Genomic DNA, 24843 nt, shown 5'->3' with positions numbered 1-24843 from the left:
AAGAGATAACCGTTAACCAAGAATGGGCGTCGATAAGATCTTATCAAGCGCATCTAAGTGGCTATTCTCTAACGTGTCATTGCTTGAACAACGAACGCCAAGATCTTGCAGCTTGCCATTACCAATCCCATAAACAACACCATGGATTTCAATATCTTGCCCACGTTCCCATGCGGTCTGCATGATGGTGGAGTTGCCCAAGTTATAGACTTGCTCTGCGACGTTAATTTCGCACAATTTATCACCCCATTGTTCACGAGGTAAAGATTCGATCTGCTTACGGTACTTAAGGTAATTGTCGCGAATGTGAAGTAGCCAGTTATTAATTAGGCCTAGCTTCGGATTATCAATAGCTGCATTCACACCCCCACAGCCATAATGGCCACAGACAATGATGTGTTTAACTTTGAGTACATCCACCGCGTATTGCACAACAGATAAGCAGTTGAGATCAGTATGGACCACTTGGTTAGCCACGTTTCGGTGAACAAACAGTTCTCCGGAATACAAACCAGTGAGGCGTTCGGCCGGTACTCGGCTATCTGAACAACCTATCCATAAAAAACCAGGGCTTTGACCCTCTTCAAGCGTTGTAAAATACTCAGGTCTTTGAGATCGAATTTCTTCAGACCATTTAGAGTTGTTTTCAAAAAGCTGTTTAATCTCTGGCATTTTGCGTCTTACATCCCTTAATTAAGAATTGTAACTATACACAATGTTACAAATTCAATCCCGTAAAAACTGCGTTAACACGTACTCATCTGACGTGTTCTAGTCGTTAAAATCACTAACTTAGCACATAAACTACCATCTGGTTATAAGTCATGAATAATGTGATTGAATTAACACTTTCTGTCTGACTAACTCATTTGTTAAAGTTATAAAGTTTGTCATTTCATCATCAGGAAGGTGTGTTTTGTTTGGAAGTCGTTTTTCGGATATCAGTCTCAAAGGTGACATGTTTGGCGGTGTGACTACAGCCATTATCTCATTGCCTTTAGCGTTGGCATTTGGTGTCGCGTCTGGCGCGGGCGCTGAAGCCGGTCTTTGGGGCGCTATCATGGTCGGCTTATTCGCGGCGTTGTTCGGAGGTTCGAGTAGTCTGATATCTGAACCTACTGGGCCCATGACGGTGATCATGACGGCAGTGATGACGAGCATGGTGGCTAAGTATCCTGAAACCGGAATGGCAATGACCTTTACCGTTGTCATGATGGCAGGTGCTTTTCAGATATTACTCGGTACATTAAAGCTCGGAAAATACGTTACGTTGATGCCATATAGCGTGATCTCCGGATTTATGTCGGGTATTGGTGTCATTCTTATTATCTTGCAACTGTCTCCATTGTTAGGACATGCTGCTCCATCTGGTGGGGTGATGGGAACGCTTTCTGCGCTGCCTGATACCTTAGCCAATCTGAAAATAAGCGAACTGTTTTTAGGTGGATTAACGCTAGGAATCCTTTTCGGCTTTCCGGCGAAATACCGTAAGTATGTACCAGCCCAGCTTGTTGCTTTGGTCGCTGTTACTCTTTTATCCGTCATCATTTTTGATACCGATTCTATTCGCCGTATCGGTGAGATACCTGCGGGCTTACCTTCTCTTGTTATTCCTACGATCAGCTCTGAGCAATTTACCACTATGGTTATCGATGCTCTGGTGCTGGGTACACTTGGTTGTATTGATACGCTTCTGACCGCGGTTATTGGAGACTCACTGACTCGTAAAGAGCATGATTCAGACAAAGAACTTCGCGGCCAGGGCATTGCGAATATGATTTCGGGCTTATTTGGTGCACTACCTGGTGCCGGTGCGACCATGGGTACCGTGACTAATATTCAGGTGGGTGCCCGTTCTCCGCTTTCTGGCGTCATTCGTGCATTGGCTCTGGCATTAGTGGTCTTGGTTGCTGGTGGCTTAACCGAACCGATTCCTATGGCGGTTTTAGCTGGTATTGCGATGTATGTTGGTTTCAACATACTTGATTGGAGCTTCATCCAGCGTGCACATAAGGTCAGTTATGCAGGCATGGGAGTGATGTATGGCGTGATGCTACTAACCGTTTTTGTTGACTTGATCATCGCCGTTGGACTGGGCGTTTTTATCTCGAATATCCTGATCATTGAAAGGTTAAGCCGAGAGCAAGCCAGACAGGTTAAGGCCATTAGTGATGGTGATGACGAAGACGATATTCCGTTGACCGATAGTGAACGTCAATTGCTGGATAGTGCCAATGGTAAGGTGTTGTTCTTTTATCTCTCTGGCCCAATGATCTTCAGTGTTTCAAAGGCGATTTCGCGTCAGCACTCAAGTATCTCTGATTATGAAGCTATGATTTTAGATCTGACGGATGTGCCGATGATTGATGTCACTGTAGGCTTGGCATTAGAAAACGCGATTAAAGATGCGTTAGATGCACAATGCGAAGTGTACCTGCTGTGCCCTAACGAGAATACTCGCCAGCAATTAGAGAAATTCCACGTGCTTGATCTCGTACCTGAATCCAATACTTATCGATTTAGATATGAAGCGCTGACCGCTGCAACAAGCTATGTCGACAGACATGAGCATCCATTCTAATTGGTTTGATAGTTAGCTTTAGACTGGTCATTAACTCTGATTGACTTGCGGTTGGACAATAGATTCTAGGCCGTTGTTCTAAATCTAGTGATTGATGATTTACGCCGTTAAGTAAATGACTTAACGGCATTTTTTGTTTTCATAGAGCACGAGCTATGAGGGTTTATTGAAATAAATCAGTAATCGCAGTTTGTATTCATCGTCAATCAACGATAAACTTGTTTGCAAAATGGCCGAATGAAAAAGTTTTTAGTTAGTTCTCTGCTAACTCATTTTAAGTTTTACTCTCTTCCTCATGCTTGGTCATCATCTATCTATCGCAAATGGCAGTCTATCTCTATGTATGCATTAGAAATTGAACAATTAAGAAAAACCTATGCTGGGGGCTTTGAGGCTCTTAAAGGCATTAGTTTACAAGTCAAAAAAGGCGACTTTTACGCGTTGCTTGGTCCAAATGGCGCCGGCAAATCGACCACTATCGGTGTTATCTCTTCTCTGGTTAACAAAACATCAGGCAAGGTTAAAGTGTTTGGCTACGACATTGATTCCGATCTGGAGTTGGCGAAGCAGAACTTAGGTTTAGTACCGCAAGAGTTTAACTTTAACCCATTCGAAACTGTTGAGCAGATTGTACTGCAACAAGCGGGTTACTACGGTGTGCCGAAAGCACTTGCTAAAGATCGCGCTAAAAAGTATCTATCTCAATTAGATTTGTGGGAAAAGCGTGGCGAACGTGCACGTAACTTATCTGGTGGTATGAAGCGTCGTTTGATGATTGCTCGTGCACTGATGCATGAGCCACAGCTGCTGATTCTTGATGAGCCAACTGCGGGTGTCGATATTGAGCTGCGTCGTTCTATGTGGGAGTTCCTGAAAGAGATCAACGAGAAGCAGGGCATTACCATTATTCTGACCACACACTACCTAGAAGAAGCGGAAATGCTGTGTCGCAATATCGGTATCATCAATCGTGGTGAGCTGATTGAGAACACAACTATGAAAGCGTTGCTAGGCAAGTTGAGCGCAGAGACCTTTATTTTGGATCTTGAAGAGGGCGCGACTGAACCTAAGCTAGAAGGCGTGAATAGCCAATTGATGGTAAATGGCTCGCTAGAAATTGAAATCGACAAGAACCTAGGTTTGAATACTATCTTTGCTCAATTGAGCGATCAAAAGGTAAAAGTCCTCTCTATGCGTAACAAAGCAAACCGTCTAGAAGAGCTATTCGTGAGTATCGTCCGTGAGGGGAGTAAATAATATGTACAGCCTATATTGGACCGCTTTCTGCAGCTTGTTGACCAAAGAGATCAATCGCTTCACGCGTATTTGGGTGCAAACTTTGGTGCCGCCTGCGATTACCATGACACTTTACTTCATCATCTTCGGCAACCTGATTGGTGCGCGTATTGGTGAAATGAACGGTTTTAGCTATATGGAATATATTGTTCCTGGCTTGATTATGATGTCGGTGATCACCAACTCGTACTCTAACGTTGCTTCTTCGTTCTTTAGTGCCAAATTCCAGAAGAACATTGAAGAGCTGCTTGTAGCTCCAGTTCCTAACTACGTGATTATTGCTGGTTTCGTAATGGGCGGTGTAGTGCGTGGCTTGTTAGTGGGTACCATAGTCACATTCGTATCGCTGTTCTTTGTCGACCTGCAAGTTGATCATTGGGGGGTGATTATTGCGACGGTATTTCTAACGTCTGTTGTGTTCGCTCTGGGTGGTTTAATCAACGCTGTATTTGCACGTACGTTTGACGATATCTCTATTATCCCGACCTTTATCTTAACGCCGCTGACATATCTTGGTGGTGTGTTTTACTCTATCAGTCTATTGCCTGAATTTTGGCAAGGTGTATCGAAGTTGAACCCTATCGTGTACATGGTAAACGCGTTCAGATATGGCTTCTTGGGTGTGTCTGATGTTGGTATCGTGACATCGTTTGGCGTACTAGGTGTGTTTATCGTGCTGTTGTATGGCATTGCACATTACTTAGTCACTAAGGGGATCGGCTTACGTAGTTAATGTCTTCCTTGTAAGTCTCGGAATGACAGGCAAAGAAAAAGGTCGATATATATCGACCTTTTTTATATTTTGCGTTTTTCTGCATTTAGAGAAGAAAGCGATTATTCCGCTGTTTCTTCTTTCACTTCTTCTTTCGTTTCCGTTACCAAATCGAGAACTTGGTTGTCGATAAGACGCGTTTTACCCAAGAAAGCCGACATTAGAATCACAGCTTGAGTCGATTCTGAAGTAATAGCTTGTAGCGTATTGGCATCACAAATGAAAATTTCATCCGGTTGCAGATCGGCTGCTCGAAGTTGGTCTGTTGCATCTTCAATAACTGACGCGTAATCATCGCGGCCGCCACGAATTGCACTGCTGATCCAGCGCATAGTGCGAGCAAGAACCGGAGCACGCTGACGTTCGTCAATCGTTAGGTTGCTATTGCGAGAGCTCATCGCTAAGCCATCCATCTCACGAACCGTCGCCACCCCCACGATTTCAATGTCTAATGCTAAGTCAGTCGTCATCTGGCGAATAATGGTAAGTTGCTGGAAGTCTTTCTCACCAAAGCATGCAAAATCTGGCTGAACGATATTAAACAGTTTAGTGACGATCGTTGAGACGCCGCGGAAGTGACCTGGACGAGATGCACCTTCAAGCATGTGAGATATACCTGGGACCTCAACAAACGTCTGTTTGTCTAATCCGTCTGGGTACATTACTTCTGGAGTCGGTGTAAACACTAGCTCAACGCCTTCGCCTGTTAGTTTACTTAGATCTTCTTCTAACGTACGAGGGTAGTTGTTTAGGTCATCAGTACGATCAAACTGCATTGGATTAACAAAAATGCTTACCACAACAATGTCAGCTAATTCACGAGCCTTCTTTACCAGAGTGAGGTGGCCTTCATGCAGGTTGCCCATTGTCGGTACAAAAGCAATCGTACGTCCATCACGCTTAAACTGTTTAATCTGCTCACGAAGAGCCGCTATTTCAGCAAAAGTTTGCATACTTACTCCTAAGCGATTGTATGAGCTTCATCAGGGAAGCGCGCGCTCTCTACTTCTTCTTTGTATAGAGCTACTGCCTTACGCATATCACCTGTTTCCGCTAGGAAATTCTTAGAGAATTTCGGCATGTAGTTCGCAGAAATACCGAACATGTCATGCATAACCAAGATCTGACCATCGGTAACATTACCTGCGCCGATACCGATAACGGGTACGTCACAAGCTTCTGTAATTCGTTTTGCCAATGAAGCGGGTACACATTCAAGGAGAACGATTTGAGCACCTGCATTTTGTAGTGCTAGAGCGTCAGCAACCATTTTGTCGGCTTGCTCGTCGTCACGACCTTGTACTTTGTAACCACCAAAAATGTTCACAGACTGAGGCGTTAAGCCTAAGTGTGCACATACTGGTACTGCACGTTCTGTTAGCATCTTAACAGTATCAACCAACCAGCTTCCGCCTTCGATTTTTACCATGTTCGCACCAGCACGCATCAATGTTGCTGCGCTCTCACAAGCTTGCTCTGGCGTTGCGTAGCTCATGAAAGGCATGTCAGCCATAAGAAGACAGTTTGGGCTACCTGCACGCACTGAGCGAGTATGGTAAGCAATGTCTTCAACGGTTACTGGTAATGTGTCGTTATGGCCTTGTAGAACCATACCCAGTGAGTCACCGACAAGCAGAACTGGCATTTCTTGGCTTTCGAATAATTGAGCAAAGCTCGCATCATAAGCTGTCGACGTCGCGAATTTACGGCCTTCACTTTTGCATTTGATCAGGTCGTTAATGGTTACTTTTTTCATTGGTTTTCCTTAATGCGCTTGGCTATTGTTGCCAAACATTGAGCCCGTTCTTATCAACTATTTTGAGTAGTTCTGTCAGCTCAGTCCCATCAGGGAGTTGTAAACTTGGTGCGATTTCAGCAAGCGGGTAAAGTACAAACTCTCGTTCTTTCATTCCGTAATGAGGAACGATTAAGCGCTCTGAATCGATCACCTCATTGCCGTATAACACAATGTCGAGATCCAAGGTTCTTGGCCCCCAACGCTCGTCTTTACGGACACGCCCTTGCTCTAGCTCGATCTTTTGAGTGCAATCAAGTAGTTCAATTGGCGTTAATTCGGTTTGGATTGCTACTACCGCGTTGATGTAGTCAGGTTGGTTTTGCGGCCCCATTGGAGTGCTACTATATAGCTGAGAGGTCGCAACAAACGTTGATCGCGGTAGGCTTTTTAGCGTTTCGATAGCCAAGTTTGCTTGGCTAACTGGGTCGGCAAGGTTGCTGCCGACCGCAATATAAGCCGTTATCATTCGGACTGCTTACTTTTTTTATTTCGGTAAGTCTTACGGCGACGATGGCCAGATTTTGATGGTGCTGCAACGTCGTTAGCCATTGCTTGGCGCATGTTGCGGCCAGCGGTTTGATAGCGCTCCCACCATTTTGCAAGCTCTTTGGTTTCACCACCTTCAATCTCACCACGCATTTCTAGGAAATCGTAGCCAGCGCGGAATTTGTTGAGTTCCATTAAACGAACGGCACGTTTACCGTTGCGGCGAGGCAGTCGCAGTTGCAGTTGCCAAATTTCACGAATGGTTGCAGTGTGACGACGAGGAATCGCAATCGATTTAACTTGCTGATCAAGGATGATATTGCTTGCTTCCATGATCGCATCGTAATGAGCCATACCTTGCTCAGCGACAAGTTTGTCAGCGAGCTTGTTCATTGGGTACCAAAGAATCGCTGCAAACATAAATGCAGGGTTTACTCGCTTGCCATCTTCTATGCGAAGGTCGGTTGAGTCGAGTACTAAGTCAAGCATCTGCTCTGTATGAGAGTCGTAACCTTCAGTGAAGTGCTCTGCAATTGCAGGGAACATCTGTTGGAACAGGTTGTATTCGCGCATCAAGTGATAGGTTTCTAAACCGTGACCTGATTGAAGTAATTTCAGAGACTCTTCGTAAAGGCGCGCTGCTGGGATATCTTTTAGCAGGTGTGCCAGCTCTTCGATAGGGTCTGCTGTGTCTTCTTCAATATCGAAATCCAGTTTAGCGGCGAAACGCATTGCGCGAAGCATACGTACCGGGTCTTCACGGTAACGCGTTTCTGGATCGCCAATTAGACGGATCAGCTTATCTTCTAAATCTTCTACACCACCTGCGTAATCGTGGATGCTGTAGTCTGCAATGTTGTAGTACATTGCATTTATAGTGAAGTCACGACGCTCTGCATCTTCATCAACATTACCGTATACGTTATCGCGTAGCAACATGCCTTCTTCCGATTGAGCCGAAACGTTTTTCGATGGTTCCTGGTGGTGGCCACGGAAAGTCGCTACTTCAATGATGTCTCGGCCAAACATGATGTGTGCTAATCGAAAACGGCGACCGATAAGGCGACAGTTTCTAAATAGGTGTTTGATTTGTTCTGGCGTTGCGTTGGTAGCAATATCAAAATCTTTTGGCTGAGAGCCTAATAAGATATCGCGTACACCACCACCGACTAAAAACGCGTCAAAACCCGCACCGTTCAGGCGATATAACACTTTTAGTGCGTTGTCACTGATCTGCTTGCGTGAAATATTGTGCTCTTGACGAGTATAAATATTCAGTGCTAATTCGTGGAATCCGCGTTGTTCGCTTGGGGTATTGTCGTTTGTATTCATTAGTTTAGAACAAAGTAGGTATCGCCAACTTTGTTTTTCTCTTAGTCCAAAGTGGTAGTGCAGAGTTTAATTGCGGCTAATAATAACTTAGCGCGAGCCATTTGAGAACATCGTCTGCTTAGCTGCAGCTATTGGTTATGGCATTTTTATGTGTCGCTTTTACTATTTGCCGTGAGTTTCGAGCTAATTACAGTGCTCTTTTTGTAAACTATCAGGTAATTGACTGACGTTCCATTGTTGGCTGCCCCACGTTAAAATCTCATCCATTGAGGCCTCATAAAGAGCTTTAGGTATATCAAAACCTAAGAATTGCATGGCGTTGATTAACGTCGGTTTTGGGTTGTCGATATCGATTGCAGTAGCATGGTTCTGTTTTGACAGTTTATTCCCCAAGCCATCGGTTGCCAATGGTAAGTGCAAGTAATTCACGGTTTTTTGTTTGAGTGTCTTATACAAGCTAATCTGTCGACCTGTCGGTTCTATTAAGTCTGCACCTCTTACTACCTCTGTCACCCCTTGTTCTATGTCATCAAGGACAACCGCGAGGTTATAGGCAAACAGTCCGTCTCTGCGCTTTATAATAAAATCTTCTTCAGCCAATCCTTTAGGGATCTGAATCTGACCGTGTCGAACATCCTGAAAAGATTCTACTGGGAAGTCCATGCACAAACGTACGGCTTGTTCACCGGAATCAATTAAACCAGCATGCCTACAGTGACCATTATAAAATCCGCCTAAGGACTTTATCTGTTTACGGGTGCATTGGCAGTAATAAGCTTGGCCATCAGCGACCCATTGGTCGATTTGTGCCTGATAGAGGTCATGACGCTGGCTTTGATAAACGACTTCGCCATCCCAAAACAGGTGGTAAGCTTCAAGCGTCTTAAGAATCAGGTCTGCAGCGCCGGCCATTTCTCTTGGCGGGTCTAAGTCTTCCATGCGAACCAACCATTGTCCTTGGTTAGATTTCGCTTGAAAGTAGCTACCAAGAGCTGCAACAAGTGATCCAAAATGAAGAGGACCTGACGGTGATGGTGCAAAGCGCCCGATATAATTCATGAGTGAACAACCTAATCTAAATGGTACCGCAGTAGCCGATTCTTAAGACGTTTAACTAGAGCATTAATGTGTAGAACTAAGCTTCAATCTCTATAAACAAGGTTTGATGTATAGAACCAAGGCTTAAAGCTGCTATTTACTATCAAGCGTGTGAAATACTTCGCTTGAATAACAAACAAAAAAGGGAGCCAAAGCTCCCTTTTTTACATCCGCAAGAATTAACCTTGCATCTGTTTCTCTTTGATCTCTGCAAGCGTTTTACAGTCAATACAAAGATCAGCAGTTGGACGAGCTTCAAGGCGACGAATGCCAATCTCGATACCGCAAGAATCACAAAAGCCGAAATCGTCTTCTTCGATCTTGTCTAGTGTCTTCTCGATTTTCTTGATAAGACGACGCTCACGGTCACGGTTACGTAACTCTAAGCTGAATTCTTCTTCTTGAGAAGCACGGTCAACTGGGTCTGGGAAATTCGCTGCTTCGTCCTGCATGTGGTGCACAGTACGATCAACTTCTTCCCTGAGCTGGTTGCGCCAAGCTGCTAAAATTTTTGTAAAATGTTCCGTTTGCTCAGGTGACATGTACTCTTCACCTGGCTTTTCTTGGTACGGTTCAACACCTGCGATGGCTAGGATGCCTAGCGCTTTTTTCTTAGATTCTGGCATACAGCATCTCCTATTTACACCTAGTCAACTGCAAAGCAGCTAATTTTAAGGCGGGTATCTATAGCAGAAAGAACGAATGGTGGCAAATACTCTTATCCAAAGTTGCAATCAATGTGATTAGTTCAGCATCTTTGCTTAGCTATTGATAAATTCAACGGCTTGTTTTAGTTGTATTTGAGTACTGCTGAGCTCTGCTTTATAGCAAAGCACTTCAACTCCAGCGTCTTGTGCTTGTTTTAGTAATAACGAATATTTGGCGTCTATATGGTGTGCCGCAGACACTTTTTCAATACCTGAATGCAAAACAGTGAATAAAAGTACGGCTCTATTTCCAGATTCGACCATTTCTGTGAGTTCACGCAGATGTTTTTGGCCTCGGGTTGTGACTGCATCAGGAAAAAAACCTTGTCCTTTGGTTGACGTTTCTTGCTCGTCGAGCAAAGTGACGCTTTTTACTTCGATATAGCAGAGCGGCTTTTCGCTATCTTCAAGCAGAATATCTATTCGACTATTCTCACTGCCATACTTAACTTCAGTCCGTAACGCGTTGTATCCTAAGAGTTCAACTATAGTCCCATTTTCAATTGCTTCCACTGCAAGCTGGTTTGCCCGCGCAGTATTTACACAAATACGGTGGCCTTTGTCTGTTTCTGAGATCTCCCAGCTGTTTGGGTACTTTCTTTTTGCATTATCTGATGTGGAGTACCACACCGTATTGCCTGGGGTTGCGCATCCCGTCATCGCTCCAGTATTAGCACAGTGAATAGTACGCTCACTGCCGTCTGGAAGTTTTATATCAGTGAGAAAACGTTTATAGCGTTTAATAAGAGTCGCTGGCTCTAATGGGGGATTGAAGTGCATATTACTTATTTAGACAGGTAGGTTTTTATGTACAATGTTGCCAACATTACACCACAAGGTTCTCCCATTGCCACAACTGCCCATAGAAGCTGTGATGCCAGATCTACTCGCTGGCGTACGAACGCACACTCAACTTATTCTAAAGGCCGCTCCCGGTGCGGGTAAGTCAACATTCTTCCCTCTGCAACTAGTTAAGACTAACGCTGTTCAAGGAAAGATCATCATGCTTGAACCGAGGCGTTTGGCTGCAAGGAATATTGCAACTTATTTAGCGAGCCAATTGGGAGAAACGGTGGGTGAAAGCATAGGTTATAGAGTTCGTGGTGAATCTAAAACCAGCAGTTCGACGCGCTTGGAAATCGTTACCGAAGGGATTATGACTCGAATGATCCAAAGCGACCCTGAGTTAACAGGGGTTGATATGGTGATCTTTGATGAGTTTCACGAGCGCAGCATTCATGCCGATACCGCATTGGCGTTTAGTTTAGAGATCCAAGAGGCACTGCGTGACGACCTAAAAGTGGTTGTGATGTCGGCAACCTTAGATCAACAAGCTCTACAAACTTTGCTGCCGAATGCTAAATACGTGGAATCACAAGGTCGAAGTTTCCCTGTCGATTTTCGCTATCAGCCTCTTAACGCAAATGAATATCTAGCCCCTAAAATGGCCAGTGTGATTCGATCTGTGATGGAAAAAGAGTCGGGTTCGCTTTTAGCTTTCTTGCCGGGCGTTTCTGCGATTAAACAGTTGGTATCTCAACTCGAACAACTTGCCGGTGATATCGATGTTTGCCCTTTGTACGGTCAGCTCAGCTTTTCTCAACAGCAGAAAGCGATCTCGCCATCGGTGAAAGGCCGTCGAAAGGTGGTGTTAGCTACCAATATTGCCGAAACCTCTTTGACGATTGAGGGCATTCGCTTGGTGGTGGATTCTGGTTTAGAACGAGTGGCAAAGTTTGATTTAAAAACGGGCATCACTAAGCTTGAGCAAGTGAAAATCTCGCAGTCCTCAGCAGAGCAACGAGCTGGCCGGGCTGGCCGAATTGAAGAGGGCCTGTGTGTTCGTCTGTACAGCGAAACGCAACTTATGCAGCAACCCGCTGTACCAGAATCTGAAATCCTTCATTCCGACCTTTCTTCGTTGGTGGCGGAGTTGACACAATGGGGTGCTGCAAATGCGGATGAACTGCAGTGGCTAGACACTCCACCACAGGCTTCAATTGCGCAAGCTAAACAACTGTTGCAGGGTCTTGAGTTGTTCGATGGTAATGGCCAGTTTACGGCAATGGGGAAGCAGGCACAGCGTTTAGGCTTAGAACCTCGTATCGCTAGCATGCTAATCAAAGCACAGCAAAGTAGCCAACTTTCACTTAACATTGCCATCGTCGCTGCCGCTTTACTTGAGGAACCTGAGCGAAATGTCACTGATATTCAGCATTCATTGCACCGATTTAAGCAAAGAAAACACTCGAAAAACAGTATTGTTATGCAACGAGCGAAAAGCCTCGCTAGCAGACTCAATCATCACTTAGATTTGTCACAACTTGACGAATCATTGCTACCATTAGTGCTTTGTTTTGCATTTCCAGACCGAATTGCTCAGGCGAGAAGCACAACGAGCAGTGCTTTTCTTCTAGCGAACGGTCACGGAGCTGAGGTGCGTGATGATGACCCATTGGCTAACAATGATTATATCGTGGTGATTGACTTGATGCGCAGCACTGGGCGAGCAAGTCAGATCTTCCTCGCAACTGCGATTGATATCGAACAGTTAGAAGAGGCATTTCCGAAGCTCTTCGTGATTTCTGATTATGCGGATTGGGATGAGAAGCGTGGCCGTTTGGTCGCCGAACAACGAGTGTCATTGGGTAGCCTAATCATCAGCACTAAAGCCTTGCCAGAGCCGGATGCGAATCAGACAAGCAAAGCGCTACTGAATTATATCGCTCGATGTGGTCTTGACCGTTTGAATTGGACAGCTTCAGCGAAGCAGTTTGTTGAGCGCGTGCGTTGTGCTGAACTTTGGATGCCTGAGCATGATTGGCCTGCGATGGATAATGCAAGCTTAGTTGAGCATCTTGATGAGTGGCTTTCGCCGTATTTAAATGGCATTAAGTCAGCTAAAGGGTTGTTGAATGTTTCGGTGGAGCAAGCGCTATCGGCGTATCTTGGGTGGCCTTTGAATCAAGACATCGACCAATGGTTACCAACGAATTACCTAATGCCAACGGGAAGTAAAAAGGCGATTCGATACCAATATCAATCTGAGCCTGTGATCTCAGTACGAATGCAGGAAGTTTTTGGCGAACAAGATTCCCCATTGATAGCTCAAGGGCGTAAAAAGGTGGTTCTGGAATTGCTTTCACCTGCACAACGACCATTACAAATCACTCAAGATTTAGCTGGCTTCTGGGCTGGCGCGTACAAAGAAGTGCAAAAAGAGATGAAAGGCCGTTACCCCAAACACCCTTGGCCGGATGACCCTGCTAACCATGTAGCAACCACTAAAACCAAACGACAGTTGAATCGATGATGACCAAAATGTTAACGCCAAAAAAGGCACCACCTAAAAAAGCGCCAGCAAAAAAGTCACCAACGACTAAAGCTAAAACAAGAAAACCGAGAACGGCTACGAAAAAGACCAAATCAAGCGCTAAGAACTCGAGTAAAAGAAGTTGGCTGAAGATTCTATGGGGCATATCTTGGAAAGCGGGCCTAGCGCTAGCAGCATTGCTGCTGTTCGTCGGTATTTATTTGGATTCGGTAGTCAAACAGCGCTTTGAAGGCCAGTTGTTTGACTTGCCAACCGTTGTTTATGCACGAGTGCTGGACTTGTCACCGGGAACTCAGGTTAGCTTGGTACAAGTGAAGAATGAGCTCGATGTTCTTAATTATCGCAAGGTGAATGCGCCTCGTCATCCGGGTGAATACTCTTCTTCATCAACTAAGATTGAAATGATTCGTCGCCCGTTCGAGTTTGTCGATGGGCCAGAAGCGGATCGTCATGTGATGCTGCATTTCAACGGCAACGAACTAACTCGTATCCAGTCGCTAGAGAAGAAAGGCGATATGGGGTACCTGCGTGTTGAACCGAAAATGCTTGGCATGCTTGAGAAAAGTAACGATGAGCAGCGTCTGTTCTTAAAACGCAATCAGTTCCCTGAGGTAATGGTTGATGCGTTATTGGCAACCGAAGACCGAAATTTCTACCAGCACGATGGCGTTTCACCATTGGCGATTGCTCGTGCGATGGTGGTTAATGTTAAGGCGGGTCGAACGGTGCAAGGGGGCAGTACGCTGACTCAACAATTAGCGAAGAACCTGTTCTTATCCAGTGAGCGTACCTTGTGGCGTAAGGTTCGTGAAGCCTATATTGCGTTGATCTTGGATCATCGTTATAGCAAAGATCGTATCTTAGAAGCGTATTTGAACGAGGTTTATCTTGGTCAAAATGGTGGTGAAGCCATTCATGGTTTCGGCTTAGCGTCTCGTTTGTACTTCGGTCAGCCGATTCAAGAGCTGCGAATTGATCAGTTGGCTCTGCTGGTTGGCATGGTCAAAGGCCCTTCGTATTACAACCCCGTTCGCTATCCCGAACGAGCGAAGACTCGACGAGATCTGGTTCTTCGTTTGTTGATGCAACAAGATATTCTTACTCCGCAACAGTACGAAGAAGCGGCGAGCCGTGATTTGGATATTCAAGATAACCCTCGCATAGCCAGTCGTCAGCCAGCTTATTTCCAACAGGTTAATATTGAACTGAAGAGATATGTTGGTGACCGCTTTGAAGCGAAAAAAGGGATACGAGTATTTACATCTTTGGATCCGGTTTCTCAAGATAAGCTAGAGAAGTCGATTGCGCGTAAAGTTCCGGAACTCTCGAAAACAGCGGGTAATAAGCTTGAAGCAGCTGCGATTGCCGTTGATCGAAATACTGGTGAAATCCGAGCAATGGTAGGTGGTAAACGTACTGGCTACGATGGCTTTAACCGAGCCTTGAACGCGAGTCGTCCTATTGGTTCTTTGGTTAAGCCTGCAATCTACTTGACCGCATTAGAACGACCCCAGAAATATACGTTGGCGACGACCTTGATGGATACGCCACTGAGTTTGAAAGGCAGTAAAGGCAGTGTCTGGAGCCCGAGAAACTTCGATCGGAAGTTCCGTGGCGAGGTGCCTTTGTATGTAGCGCTTTCTAAGTCTTACAACGTCCCAACGGTTCGCTTAGGGATGCAGCTAGGGATCGATAGCGTTTCCGATACGATCGGAAAACTGGGTGTCGATAAAAACGAAATTCGCCCAGTGCCATCGATGTTTTTGGGTTCATTCTCATTGACCCCATTTCAGGTAGCGCAGATGTACCAAACGATTACCAACTCTGGCCGTATAGCACCTTTGTCTGCGCTTCGTTCGGTTGTTGATAATGATGGTGAGGTTCTGTATCAATCGATTCCTCGTGTATCGCAAAGTGTTGATCAACAAGCGGCTTGGTTAACGACTTATGCAATGAAGCGAGGGGTGTCGGAAGGCACAGGTCGCTTCTTACAAGGTCAGTTTGCATGGGCAGGTTTGGCCGGTAAAACGGGTACCAGTAATGACAGCCGAGATAGTTGGTTTGTTGGGGTTGATGGCCGTGAAGTGACTACTATTTGGCTAGGGCGTGATGACAATCAACCAACAAAGCTAACCGGTTCTAGTGGTGCGTTACGTGTTTATGCTGATTACTTAAAGCAGAGAACACCTGAACAATTGTTACTGCCGTGGCCAACAGGAGTCGCGACAGCTAGTTTTACCCGAACGTCAGATGGTGCCTTAGAGTTAGACTGTGATGGCGCTGTTAAATTGCCGGTGTGGGATGAGAACGGAAATATTAAGAAGGGCTGTGAAAGTCAACCAAAACAGTGGCTAAAAAAGCTTTTTCAGTGGTAAAGTCGTAACAGAAAAGAATGACAAGGATAGTTTAAATAATGATTTCTCGTTGGTTAGTGAGTGGCTTGAGCATCGCCAGTGCTGTGATCAGTTTTCAGCTGTTTGCTTTTACTGTGACAGACGTTGCTCAATCTCAACAGGCTGAACAAGCCTATAAAAGACCGACGGTTGCTGTAGTACTTGCCGGTGGTGGAGCGAAAGGTGCGGCACATATAGGTGTGCTTAAAGCGCTCGAAGAGATGCAAATTCCAGTCGACTACATTACGGGGACCAGCATGGGGTCTTATGTTGGTGGACTTTATGCGACAGGAATGAGCGCTGACGAGATCGAGAGCTTTATTTATACGGTTGATTGGAATCGCGGCTACCGTGATCGCGTTAATCGTAGTGATCGCCGAGTGCGTGACAAAGAGTATGAAGACCGCTATCAGCTGAACACCGATCTAGGTTTAGGCTGGGGAGAAATCAAAGCAAGAAAAGGCGTGGTTCAAGGTCAGAATATGTTGCGTATTTTGCGTGAAACTACGGGTAACTTATCCCCGCTGGATTCTTTTGACCACCTTGCTATCCCTTACCGTTCTGTTGCTACAGATATTATTAAACTCGAAGAAGTCGTTATCGACCATGGTCATCTTGTTGATGCGATGATGGCAAGTATGTCGGTGCCTGGCGCTTTGCCGCCTTATGAAGTCGATGGGCGAATGCTGGTTGATGGCGGTGTCACCAATAACATGCCGGTTGATGTTGCCAGAGCGATGGGAGCAGATATCGTTATTGCTGTCGATATCAGCTCAAACTACAAAGGTAAGGAAGATTTTACTAATTTTCTAGCCGCCGCCGATCAGCTATCCAACTACCTTGTTCGTCGTAGCACTCAAGAGCAGGCCGAGACGTTAACGGACGACGATGTGTTCCTACGCCCTGATGTTGGGCTAATGGAAACCACTGAATTTGATAAGATGCCGGGCGCCTATCAAGCGGGTTATGATGCCGCGCGCCAATACAGCGCTGAACTTTCTAAGTTATCACTCTCCAATGCAGACTATCAGAAGTATATCGAGCATAAACAACAAGCTCGAAAAAAGCTGAAACACGGTGATCAAACCGTTGTTGATAAGGTTATTATCAACAATAACAGCCACTATTCAGATAAGTTGATAGAGAATCGCTTGAACCTCGATTCAGGACAGATCCTTAAAACCAGTGAGATTGAATCTCAGGTTAAAGATCTCTACGCATTAGACCGCTTTGAACTGGTCACTTATGAATTTGAAAACGTTGATGGTGAAGATCAACTCGTCGTTGATGTGAATGAGAAATCATGGGGCCCTAATTATCTCAATTTTCGCTTTTACCTTGAAGATGACTTTGCAACTGATAGCCAATATTCAATAGGTATGTCTGCGAACTTCACTGATATCAACTCGCACGGTGCTGAGTTAAGAACGAATCTAGAAATGGGTACTGATAAGCTTATTGAGGCTGAGTTGTTTTCTCCTTTTTTCTCAAGCCAGAAGTTGTTTACCTCGGCGTCGCTTGTTTACAGCAACCAGAAAAGAAATTTACCCGCCGGTGAGGAAGCGATTGAAGAGCCGACCCTCGATGTCACGCAAGATTACTTACCGATGACTTACAGAGAGTATGTGGGTGAACTTGCATTGGGTTACCAACCAACATTGTGGCAAGAGCTTAAAGCAGGTGTTCGTTATACCGACGGTGAAGTTGAGGTTGCTTCATTGCCCTCTCTAGGTAATGGAGGGTATTCACGTATCGGAGGATTCGTTAGTTATCGGTTGGATACCTTAGATAACTTTAGTTTACCGACGGAAGGTTACTTTGTTGATTTAGAGTATCTTGTCTCTCATGATGACTTTGAAAATGACAGTTCTCTTGGGGATTCTGACTTAACCTCTGAGAGTGATACCGTTTACGAGATTTCCGCTAATTTCATGGCGGCACAAAGTATTGAGAAGCATACTTTAGTCGCAAAGCTGGATTTTGGTATGGTAGAAAGCAAAAACTCTGTATTTCCAATTGATCCGAAGGAGCTTGGTGGATTCCTTAATTTATCCGGTATCCCAAGAAATAGCCTGATCGGTCAAAACTTGGCTTATACGAGTCTAATCTATCGTTACAAGTGGTTTGAAAATGATTTCGGCCTCTTTAAATCACCATTCTACGTGGGTGCATCCGTTGAACATGGTGGTGTGTGGTCGAACAATGAACTGAGTCTTGATGAAGCGCCGATGTTCACTGCTGGCTCTGTCTTTGCTGGAGTTGATTCTCCAATAGGGCCGATTATTTTAGCTTACGGTAGAACCGAAAGTAACTACGATTCGGTCTACTTAATTATCGGAACGTCTTACAAATAAACATGCGTGTGATAGCTCTTTTTCCGACTAAATAGGTAAAAATCGTAGGACTTTCGTCTTAACTTGCTATGTTGGTCAAAATGATAAGATTTTAATTTAACGTTAAATTTGCTATTCTACCGCCCACAGTTTGGCCTCTATGACGCCGCTCATCAATACAAATTGAATGACAAAAATGGCAATGGAGAGCCAAGTTTCCAAGGATGTTCACTTCTTTATTTTACTAACAATTATGAAGGGAAGAAGTGGACCGCAATGAGAGGAAAAAAGTCGTGCTTGAAGCCTACCGTAAACACGTCGAAGAACGTGCTGCCGAGGGAGTTGTTCCAAAACCACTAGACGCTGAGCAAGTCGCTGGCCTAGTTGAACTTCTAAAGAACCCACCTCAAGGTGAAGATGAATATATTCTTGACCTACTAGAAAACCGCATTCCACCAGGCGTTGATGAAGCTGCTTATGTAAAAGCTGGCTTTTTAACGGCTATCACGAAAGGTGAAGTAGCTTCTCCACTAGTAAGCAAAGAAAAAGCGGCTCAGCTGCTTGGTACTATGCAAGGTGGCTACAACATCGAACCTCTCGTCTCTCTACTCGATGATGCTGAGCTTGCTCCAATCGCTGTTAAAGCGCTTTCTCATACTCTGTTGATGTTCGATGCTTTTTACGACGTAGAAGAGAAAGCGAAAGCAGGTAATACTTCTGCACAACAAGTACTTCAATCTTGGGCTGATGCTGAATGGTTTACTGCTAAAGACAAAGTAGCAGAGAAAATTACCGTTAAAGTATTCAAAGTCACCGGTGAAACCAACACCGATGACCTATCTCCAGCGCCTGATGCCTGGTCGCGTCCAGATATCCCAGTGCACGCAAAAGCGATGCTGAAGATGGAACGTGAAGGCATCACTCCTGACGAACAGGGTTGCGTTGGTCCGATTACTCAAATTGAAGAAATGCAAAAAGATGGCATTCCACTGGCTTATGTTGGTGATGTTGTTGGTACAGGTTCTTCACGTAAATCGGCAACAAACTCAGTGCTTTGGTTTATGGGTGAAGATATCCCATTCGTGCCAAACAAGCGTACTGGCGGTGTTTGTCTAGGTGGTAAAATTGCCCCAATCTTCTACAACACAATGGAAGATTCTGGCGCACTACCAATTGAACTAAACGTACAAGACATGAACATGGGCGATATTATTGATATCTACCCATATGAAGGTGTTGTGCATAAAAACGGTTCTGTGATTTCAAACTTTGAGTTAAGCAAAGTATTGTTAGATGAAGTTCGTGCTGGTGGTCGTATTCCACTGATCATCGGTCGTGGCCTTACAGGTCGCGCTCGTGAGGCTCTAGGCTTAGCTGAAACCGATCTATTTGCTAAACCAATCGACCCTTCTGCTTCTGACAAAGGCTACACGTTAGCTCAGAAGATGGTAGGTAAAGCATGTGGTGTTGAAGGTGTACGTGCTGGTCAGTACTGTGAACCTAAAATGACAACTGTTGGCTCTCAAGATACTACGGGCCCTATGACGCGTGATGAGCTTAAAGATCTTGCATGTCTTGGCTTCTCTGCTGATCTTGTTATGCAGTCTTTCTGTCATACATCGGCATATCCTAAACCAGTTGATGTAAATACTCACCATACGCTGCCTGATTTCATCATGAACCGTGCGGGTGTTTCACTTCGCCCAGGTGATGGTGTTATTCACTCATGGCTAAACCGTATGCTTCTTCCTGATACTGTTGGTACAGGTGGTGACTCGCATACTCGTTTCCCTCTAGGTATTTCGTTCCCTGCGGGTTCTGGTTTGGTCGCATTTGCTGCTGCAACAGGCGTTATGCCTCTTGATATGCCTGAATCTATCTTGGTTCGCTTCAAAGGTGAAATGCAGCCAGGTATCACGCTACGTGACCTAGTACATGCCATTCCTCTTTACGGTATCAAGCAAGGTCTACTAACCGTAGAGAAAGCAGGTAAGATCAACGAATTCTCTGGTCGTGTACTAGAAATTGAAGGTGTTGAGCACCTATCTGTTGAGCAAGCATTTGAGCTTTCTGATGCATCTGCTGAGCGTTCTGCTGCAGGTTGTACTGTTAAGCTATCTCAAGAGTCTATCGATGAGTACTTGAACTCGAATATCGTTATGCTTAAGTGGATGATTGCTGAAGGTTACGGTGATGTACGTACGATTGAGCGTCGTATAGCGGCAATGGAAGAGTGGCTAGCGAACCCTGAGTTGCTATCTGCTGATTCAGATGCGGAATACGCTCATGTTATCGAGATCGACCTTGCTGACATCGATCAGCCAATCCTATGTGCACCAAACGATCCAGATGATGCTCGTCTTCTTTCTGACGTTCAAGGTACTGAGATTCAAGAAGTGTTCATCGGTTCTTGTATGACAAATATCGGTCACTTCCGAGCTGCGGGTAAGATGCTAGAAGAGTTTAACGGCTCGCTAAATACTCGCCTATGGGTAGCTCCGCCAACGAAGATGGATAAAGACCAACTGACAGAAGAAGGCTACTACGGCATCTTCGGTCGTGCTGGTGTACGTATCGAAACTCCTGGCTGTTCACTATGTATGGGTAACCAAGCTCGTGTGGCTGATGCTTCGACGGTTATGTCGACGTCAACTCGTAACTTCCCGAACCGCTTAGGTAATGGCGCGAATGTTTACCTGGCTTCTGCTGAGCTTTCTGCGGTTGGCGCGATTCTAGGTCGTATACCAACGAAAGAAGAGTACTTAGAGTACGCTGAGAAGATTAATGCAACCGCTGCAGATACATACCGTTACCTGAACTTCCATAAAATGGGTCAGTACACGGAAAAAGCAGACACTGTTATCTTTCAAGAGCCTGCGTAGCGCTTAATAGATAACAAGTAAGCACTTACTGCTTTTAAGGTACGTGTTAACTGTTAATTCAACGCCTTCTCCATGTGAGAGGGCGTTTTTGTTTGTGCTTTTTGTAAGAGGCACTGTGTCTCGTTAAACAGGCTCGATCTCAAATAGAGTTAGCTATATACTCTCGCCTCATTTTTGCTACTACTTATTTATTGAATCTTCTCTTTATTGGAACTTTGGAGCCGTATGGAATTCGAATTTACTAGAAACACTCTCATGGGTGAATACTATGTGAAATGCAGCATGGGCCATGAAATTGTTGGTCGTTGGCTTCAAGAAGAGATTGGTAAAGATAAGCAAAAGTTAGAGCATGTCATGGTGCTTATTGAGCAGTCTCGCCAAGATCTTAGTAATGAAGTTACACTACTTGGCAAAGAGATCAGCCTTGCGATCAATGAAGATGAAGTCACGATTCAAGAAAATGTGTTAGCGCATGAGCAAGAGATGGAAGAGGGTAGTGAGTTTGATTTTTATAACTGTGAAAGCCAAGCGAGTTGCGGAATTGATGATTTTGAGCTGTTGCTCGAACGCTGGATTGACTTTTTAGGTTATTAGTTATGATTTCTCAGCGATCAGTAACGACTTTTAGGTTATGAATTAGCAATAGTTTCATACTGTAATCATCTCGTTGCCCAAAACTGGAGCAACAATAGCGTTACGCATTAAGATAGTGAAAAGGCCGCACCAATATGGTGCGGCCTTTTTTGTTATTACGCTCTTAATATCTTTATTTTATTTTAAATCAATGACTTAACTTTTTGGCACGCTACTTGGATTGTAATAAGGGAATTAACGGATTTGTGAAGAATTTAAGGAACGAATATGAAATTAATAAATGCCATTGTTAAGCCATTTAAATTAGACGATGTACGTGAAGCGCTCTCTGATGTAGGTATTGAAGGTATGACTGTTTCTGAAGTGAAAGGTTTCGGTCGCCAGAAGGGACACACTGAATTGTATCGTGGTGCAGAGTACCAAGTTGATTTCCTGCCAAAGGTAAAACTAGAGATAGCTACCCAAGCTGAGAATGTTGACCGAGTTGTTGAAGCGATTAGCCAAGCGGCACACACCGGAAAAATCGGCGATGGCAAAATTTTTGTGTATGACCTTAGCCATGCCGTACGAATTCGTACTGGTGAAATGGATGCTGAAGCACTTTAAAGAATTACAAGGACTGGAGACTTTAATATGGAACTTACAACAACAGTAACGGAACTACGTTACGCACTAGACACTTTTTTCTTCCTCATTTCAGGTGCGTTGGTAATGTGGATGGCAGCAGGCTTCGCAATGTTAGAAGCTGGCCTAGTTCGCTCAAAGAACACCACAGAAATTTTAACTAAGAACATCTGTTTGTACGCAATTGCTTGTACTACATTCTTAGTGGTTGGCTACAACATTATGTACGTAGACAATGGTGAAGGTGGTTGGTTACCTTCATTCGGTACTCTAATTGGTACTCAAGGTGAAGGTGCAGACCACTCACTAGAGTCAGACTTCTTCTTCCAAGTAGTATTCGTTGCAACAGCAATGTCTGTAGTATCGGGTGCAGTTGCTGAGCGTATGAAGCTTTGGTCATTCCTGATCTTCTCTGTTGTACTAACAGCGTTCATTTACCCAATGGAAGGTTACTGGACTTGGGGCGGTGGTTTCCTATCAGAAGCAGGCTTCAGTGACTTCGCTGGTTCAGGTATCGTACACATGGCAGGCGCAGCGGCAGCATTAGCAGGTGTTGTACTACTTGGCGCCCGTAAAGGTAAATACGGTAAGAACGGTGAAATCTACCCGATTCCTGGTTCAAACATGCCACTTGCAACGTTAGGTACATTTATCCTTTGGTTCGGTTGGTTCGGTTTCAACGGCGGTTCTCAGTTAATGGTTTCAGACTTTGAGAACGCAACAGCAGTTGGTCAAATCTTCTTAAACACTAACGCAGCAGCAGCAGCGGGCGCAATTGCAGCACTACTAGTATGTAAGACAACATGGGGTAAAGCGGACCTAACAATGATCCTTAACGGTGCGTTAGCTGGTCTAGTTGCAATCACTGCTGACCCTCTATCACCATCACCTCTATTCGCGGTAGCAATCGGTTCGGTATCTGGTGCACTTGTTGTGTTCAGCATCATCGCTCTAGATAAAGCTAAGATTGATGATCCAGTTGGTGCTATCTCTGTGCACGGTGTGTGTGGTTTCTTCGGCCTAATGGCTGTGCCACTAAGCAACGCTGATGCAACATTTGGTGCTCAACTACTAGGTGCTGCAGTAATCTTTGCTTGGGTATTTGGTGCGAGTCTAGCGGTATGGGCTGTGCTTAAAGCGACAATCGGTATTCGTGTAACTGAAGACGAAGAGCTTGAAGGTATGGATATGCATGATTGTGGTGTTGGTGCTTACCCTGAGTTTGTGTCAGTAAAATAATCAGTAATAATAACCTAGCCTGAAAAGGTTAGGTGATAGAAAGAAAGCCCTACAACTTATGGTTGTGGGGTTTTGTTTTATTTACGGTAGAGTAATTGTTAGACACCTTGATGCCAATATAAAGGCTCTGCACTGGTGAGTGCGTGGTTATTCTTGTTGAAATGGTTTGTTACAAAAGTGAAGATTTTAATGGTCTGAGTAGACAGATTTTTTGTCGCTCGTCATTGTAATTATGTTGATGATGAATATAATAACGCAACTGATAGACATTATCATTTCGATATAAAGGATTTTACAATGAAAAAACTGCTAACACTTTCAGCTCTAGCGTGTAGTGTAATTGCCCCGACAGCAATGGCTGCGGAAGAAGTAAACGTATACTCTTACCGTCAACCTTTCCTTGTTGAGCCAATGTTCAAAGAATTCACAAAAGAGACTGGCATTAAAGTAAACGTGAAGTTTGCTAAAAAAGGTTTAGCAGAGAAGTTAGCTCAAGAGGGTGAATACAGCCCAGCTGACGTTGTATTAACTGTCGATATTAGCCGTTTATCTGAGCTAACTAAGCAAGGTCTAGTTCAATCAGTTGAAAGTGATGTACTTGAAAAAAACATCCCTGCCCAGTACCAAGATACTGCTAACGAGTGGTTCGCTCTAACAACTCGTACACGTAGCGTTTACTCTTCACGTGACCGTGTTGGTCGTCTAGGTGAAGAATTCACTTATGAAGATCTAACTAAGCCTGAATTTAAAGGCAAAATCTGTACTCGTAGCGGTAAGCACCCGTACAATGTTTCTCTCGTTTCTTCGATGATTGCTCATAAAGGCGAAGCTGAAACGAAAGAGTGGCTAGAAGGCGTAAAAGCAAATCTAGCACGTAAGCCTCAAGGTAACGACCGTGCACAAGTTAAAGCGATTAAAGAAGGTCTATGTGATGTTGCTCTTGGTAATAGCTACTACCTAGGTAAAATGATTAATGATAAAGAGCAAAAAGCTTGGGCTGACTCTGTTTACATTAACTTCCCTAATCAAGAGACAACGGGTACTCACGTGAATATCTCTGGTATGGCAATGGCTAAATACTCTCCAAACGAAGAGAATGCCGTTAAGCTGATGGAATTCCTATCTGGTAACACTGCACAAAGCATGTACGCAGAAGTGAACTACGAATACCCAGTGAAAGCAGACGTTAAACCTTCTGAGCTTGTTGCTTCGTGGGGTGAGTTCAAAGCAGATACTATTTCTCTAGATGAAATTGCAAACCACCATGCGGCGGCAATCAAGCTATTAGATGAAGTTAAGTTCGATCTATAATTTATTATTGTAGGCTCCGGCCCGCATAAAATTATGACCCCAAGTGGCTATTTTCGGCTCCTT

General features: G+C 44.6%; 19 protein-coding genes. 11 read left to right on the top strand and 8 right to left on the bottom strand.

Annotated features, from left to right (window positions below):
* Positions 1-12: 12 nt before the first annotated feature.
* Positions 13-672, bottom strand: a complete 660-nt coding sequence (can, locus tag ACFI6G_RS10300; RefSeq protein ID WP_010435977.1) for a carbonate dehydratase — start codon at positions 670-672, stop codon at positions 13-15.
* Between the two features lie 286 nt (positions 673-958).
* Between can and ACFI6G_RS10295 the strand changes: the two genes are divergently transcribed.
* The 3 genes from ACFI6G_RS10295 to ACFI6G_RS10285 all read left to right on the top strand — a co-directional run bounded on the left by ACFI6G_RS10295 (position 959) and on the right by ACFI6G_RS10285 (position 4610).
* Positions 959-2581: a SulP family inorganic anion transporter gene (locus ACFI6G_RS10295; protein WP_010435979.1), complete on the top strand. Its 1623-nt coding sequence runs from the start codon at positions 959-961 to the stop codon at positions 2579-2581.
* A 339-nt stretch (positions 2582-2920) separates the two neighbouring features.
* Positions 2921-3838 (top strand): ABC transporter ATP-binding protein, encoded by a 918-nt coding sequence (locus ACFI6G_RS10290; RefSeq protein WP_010435984.1) that lies wholly within the window; start codon positions 2921-2923, stop codon positions 3836-3838.
* 1 nt (position 3839) lies between these two features.
* Positions 3840-4610 (top strand): ABC transporter permease, encoded by a 771-nt coding sequence (locus tag ACFI6G_RS10285; RefSeq protein ID WP_010435987.1) that lies wholly within the window; start codon positions 3840-3842, stop codon positions 4608-4610.
* 101 nt (positions 4611-4711) lie between these two features.
* Here ACFI6G_RS10285 and panC read toward each other — a convergent pair whose 3' ends face one another.
* From panC to sfsA, 7 genes are all read right to left on the bottom strand, one after another.
* Positions 4712-5602: a pantoate--beta-alanine ligase gene (gene panC, locus ACFI6G_RS10280; RefSeq protein WP_010435989.1), complete on the bottom strand. Its 891-nt coding sequence runs from the start codon at positions 5600-5602 to the stop codon at positions 4712-4714.
* A gap of 8 nt (positions 5603-5610) precedes the next feature.
* The gene (gene panB, locus ACFI6G_RS10275) at positions 5611-6405 is read right to left on the bottom strand and encodes a 3-methyl-2-oxobutanoate hydroxymethyltransferase (protein WP_046209165.1); all 795 of its coding nucleotides are present in this window, start codon (positions 6403-6405) and stop codon (positions 5611-5613) included.
* A 22-nt stretch (positions 6406-6427) separates the two neighbouring features.
* A complete protein-coding gene (folK, locus tag ACFI6G_RS10270; protein ID WP_054547496.1) occupies positions 6428-6913 on the bottom strand; it encodes a 2-amino-4-hydroxy-6-hydroxymethyldihydropteridine diphosphokinase in 486 nt (161 codons plus the stop codon).
* Positions 6910-8265: a polynucleotide adenylyltransferase PcnB gene (gene pcnB, locus ACFI6G_RS10265; protein ID WP_462710264.1), complete on the bottom strand. Its 1356-nt coding sequence runs from the start codon at positions 8263-8265 to the stop codon at positions 6910-6912. The genes folK and pcnB overlap by 4 nt, the downstream gene beginning before the upstream one ends.
* A 183-nt stretch (positions 8266-8448) precedes the next feature.
* Complete coding sequence (gene gluQRS, locus ACFI6G_RS10260) at positions 8449-9324, bottom strand: tRNA glutamyl-Q(34) synthetase GluQRS (RefSeq protein ID WP_016799544.1); 876 nt, start codon at positions 9322-9324, stop codon at positions 8449-8451.
* A gap of 218 nt (positions 9325-9542) precedes the next feature.
* Entirely contained in the window at positions 9543-9989 is a 447-nt protein-coding gene (gene dksA, locus ACFI6G_RS10255; protein WP_004738189.1) for an RNA polymerase-binding protein DksA, read from the bottom strand.
* Between the two features lie 135 nt (positions 9990-10124).
* Positions 10125-10850: a DNA/RNA nuclease SfsA gene (gene sfsA / locus ACFI6G_RS10250; protein WP_016793789.1), complete on the bottom strand. Its 726-nt coding sequence runs from the start codon at positions 10848-10850 to the stop codon at positions 10125-10127.
* A gap of 34 nt (positions 10851-10884) precedes the next feature.
* On the opposite strand from sfsA, the gene hrpB reads away from it, so the two are divergent.
* From hrpB to ACFI6G_RS10210, 8 genes are all read left to right on the top strand, one after another.
* Positions 10885-13383, top strand: a complete 2499-nt coding sequence (hrpB, locus tag ACFI6G_RS10245; protein ID WP_081276189.1) for an ATP-dependent helicase HrpB — start codon at positions 10885-10887, stop codon at positions 13381-13383.
* Complete coding sequence (gene mrcB, locus ACFI6G_RS10240; RefSeq protein WP_010436009.1) at positions 13380-15779, top strand: penicillin-binding protein 1B; 2400 nt, start codon at positions 13380-13382, stop codon at positions 15777-15779. Before hrpB ends, mrcB begins: the two co-directional genes overlap by 4 nt.
* Positions 15780-15817: 38 nt before the next feature.
* Complete coding sequence (locus ACFI6G_RS10235) at positions 15818-18151, top strand: patatin-like phospholipase family protein (protein ID WP_016787816.1); 2334 nt, start codon at positions 15818-15820, stop codon at positions 18149-18151.
* A 272-nt stretch (positions 18152-18423) separates the two neighbouring features.
* Positions 18424-21012, top strand: coding sequence for a bifunctional aconitate hydratase 2/2-methylisocitrate dehydratase (acnB, locus tag ACFI6G_RS10230; RefSeq protein ID WP_046209168.1), 2589 nt, complete (start codon positions 18424-18426; stop codon positions 21010-21012).
* Positions 21013-21237: 225 nt separating this feature from the next.
* On the top strand, positions 21238-21606 hold the full coding sequence (locus ACFI6G_RS10225) for a YacL family protein (RefSeq protein ID WP_016791290.1): 369 nt from the start codon (positions 21238-21240) through the stop codon (positions 21604-21606).
* 267 nt (positions 21607-21873) lie between these two features.
* Positions 21874-22212, top strand: a complete 339-nt coding sequence (glnK, locus tag ACFI6G_RS10220; RefSeq protein WP_010436019.1) for a P-II family nitrogen regulator — start codon at positions 21874-21876, stop codon at positions 22210-22212.
* 27 nt (positions 22213-22239) lie between these two features.
* On the top strand, positions 22240-23469 hold the full coding sequence (locus ACFI6G_RS10215; RefSeq protein ID WP_010436021.1) for an ammonium transporter: 1230 nt from the start codon (positions 22240-22242) through the stop codon (positions 23467-23469).
* Between the two features lie 297 nt (positions 23470-23766).
* Positions 23767-24780: a Fe(3+) ABC transporter substrate-binding protein gene (locus ACFI6G_RS10210; RefSeq protein ID WP_010436022.1), complete on the top strand. Its 1014-nt coding sequence runs from the start codon at positions 23767-23769 to the stop codon at positions 24778-24780.
* Positions 24781-24843 lie beyond the last annotated feature (63 nt).

It is taken from the genome of Vibrio sp. PSi01 (genome assembly GCF_054960695.1).
This window is presented reverse-complemented; position numbering and strand designations above follow the sequence as displayed.

What these genes read in the sequence shown, in the direction of transcription:
- can (WP_010435977.1), bottom strand. Translation starts at nt 672, where the DNA reads ATGCCAGAGATTAAACAGCTTTTTGAAAACAACTCTAAATGGTCTGAA.
- ACFI6G_RS10295 (WP_010435979.1), top strand. Translation starts at nt 959, where the DNA reads ATGTTTGGCGGTGTGACTACAGCCATTATCTCATTGCCTTTAGCGTTG.
- ACFI6G_RS10290 (WP_010435984.1), top strand. Translation starts at nt 2,921, where the DNA reads ATGTATGCATTAGAAATTGAACAATTAAGAAAAACCTATGCTGGGGGC.
- ACFI6G_RS10285 (WP_010435987.1), top strand. Translation starts at nt 3,840, where the DNA reads ATGTACAGCCTATATTGGACCGCTTTCTGCAGCTTGTTGACCAAAGAG.
- panC (WP_010435989.1), bottom strand. Translation starts at nt 5,602, where the DNA reads ATGCAAACTTTTGCTGAAATAGCGGCTCTTCGTGAGCAGATTAAACAG.
- panB (WP_046209165.1), bottom strand. Translation starts at nt 6,405, where the DNA reads ATGAAAAAAGTAACCATTAACGACCTGATCAAATGCAAAAGTGAAGGC.
- folK (WP_054547496.1), bottom strand. Translation starts at nt 6,913, where the DNA reads ATGATAACGGCTTATATTGCGGTCGGCAGCAACCTTGCCGACCCAGTT.
- pcnB (WP_462710264.1), bottom strand. Translation starts at nt 8,265, where the DNA reads ATGAATACAAACGACAATACCCCAAGCGAACAACGCGGATTCCACGAA.
- gluQRS (WP_016799544.1), bottom strand. Translation starts at nt 9,324, where the DNA reads ATGAATTATATCGGGCGCTTTGCACCATCACCGTCAGGTCCTCTTCAT.
- dksA (WP_004738189.1), bottom strand. Translation starts at nt 9,989, where the DNA reads ATGCCAGAATCTAAGAAAAAAGCGCTAGGCATCCTAGCCATCGCAGGT.
- sfsA (WP_016793789.1), bottom strand. Translation starts at nt 10,850, where the DNA reads ATGCACTTCAATCCCCCATTAGAGCCAGCGACTCTTATTAAACGCTAT.
- hrpB (WP_081276189.1), top strand. Translation starts at nt 10,885, where the DNA reads ATGTTGCCAACATTACACCACAAGGTTCTCCCATTGCCACAACTGCCC.
- mrcB (WP_010436009.1), top strand. Translation starts at nt 13,380, where the DNA reads ATGATGACCAAAATGTTAACGCCAAAAAAGGCACCACCTAAAAAAGCG.
- ACFI6G_RS10235 (WP_016787816.1), top strand. Translation starts at nt 15,818, where the DNA reads ATGATTTCTCGTTGGTTAGTGAGTGGCTTGAGCATCGCCAGTGCTGTG.
- ACFI6G_RS10225 (WP_016791290.1), top strand. Translation starts at nt 21,238, where the DNA reads ATGGAATTCGAATTTACTAGAAACACTCTCATGGGTGAATACTATGTG.
- glnK (WP_010436019.1), top strand. Translation starts at nt 21,874, where the DNA reads ATGAAATTAATAAATGCCATTGTTAAGCCATTTAAATTAGACGATGTA.
- ACFI6G_RS10215 (WP_010436021.1), top strand. Translation starts at nt 22,240, where the DNA reads ATGGAACTTACAACAACAGTAACGGAACTACGTTACGCACTAGACACT.
- ACFI6G_RS10210 (WP_010436022.1), top strand. Translation starts at nt 23,767, where the DNA reads ATGAAAAAACTGCTAACACTTTCAGCTCTAGCGTGTAGTGTAATTGCC.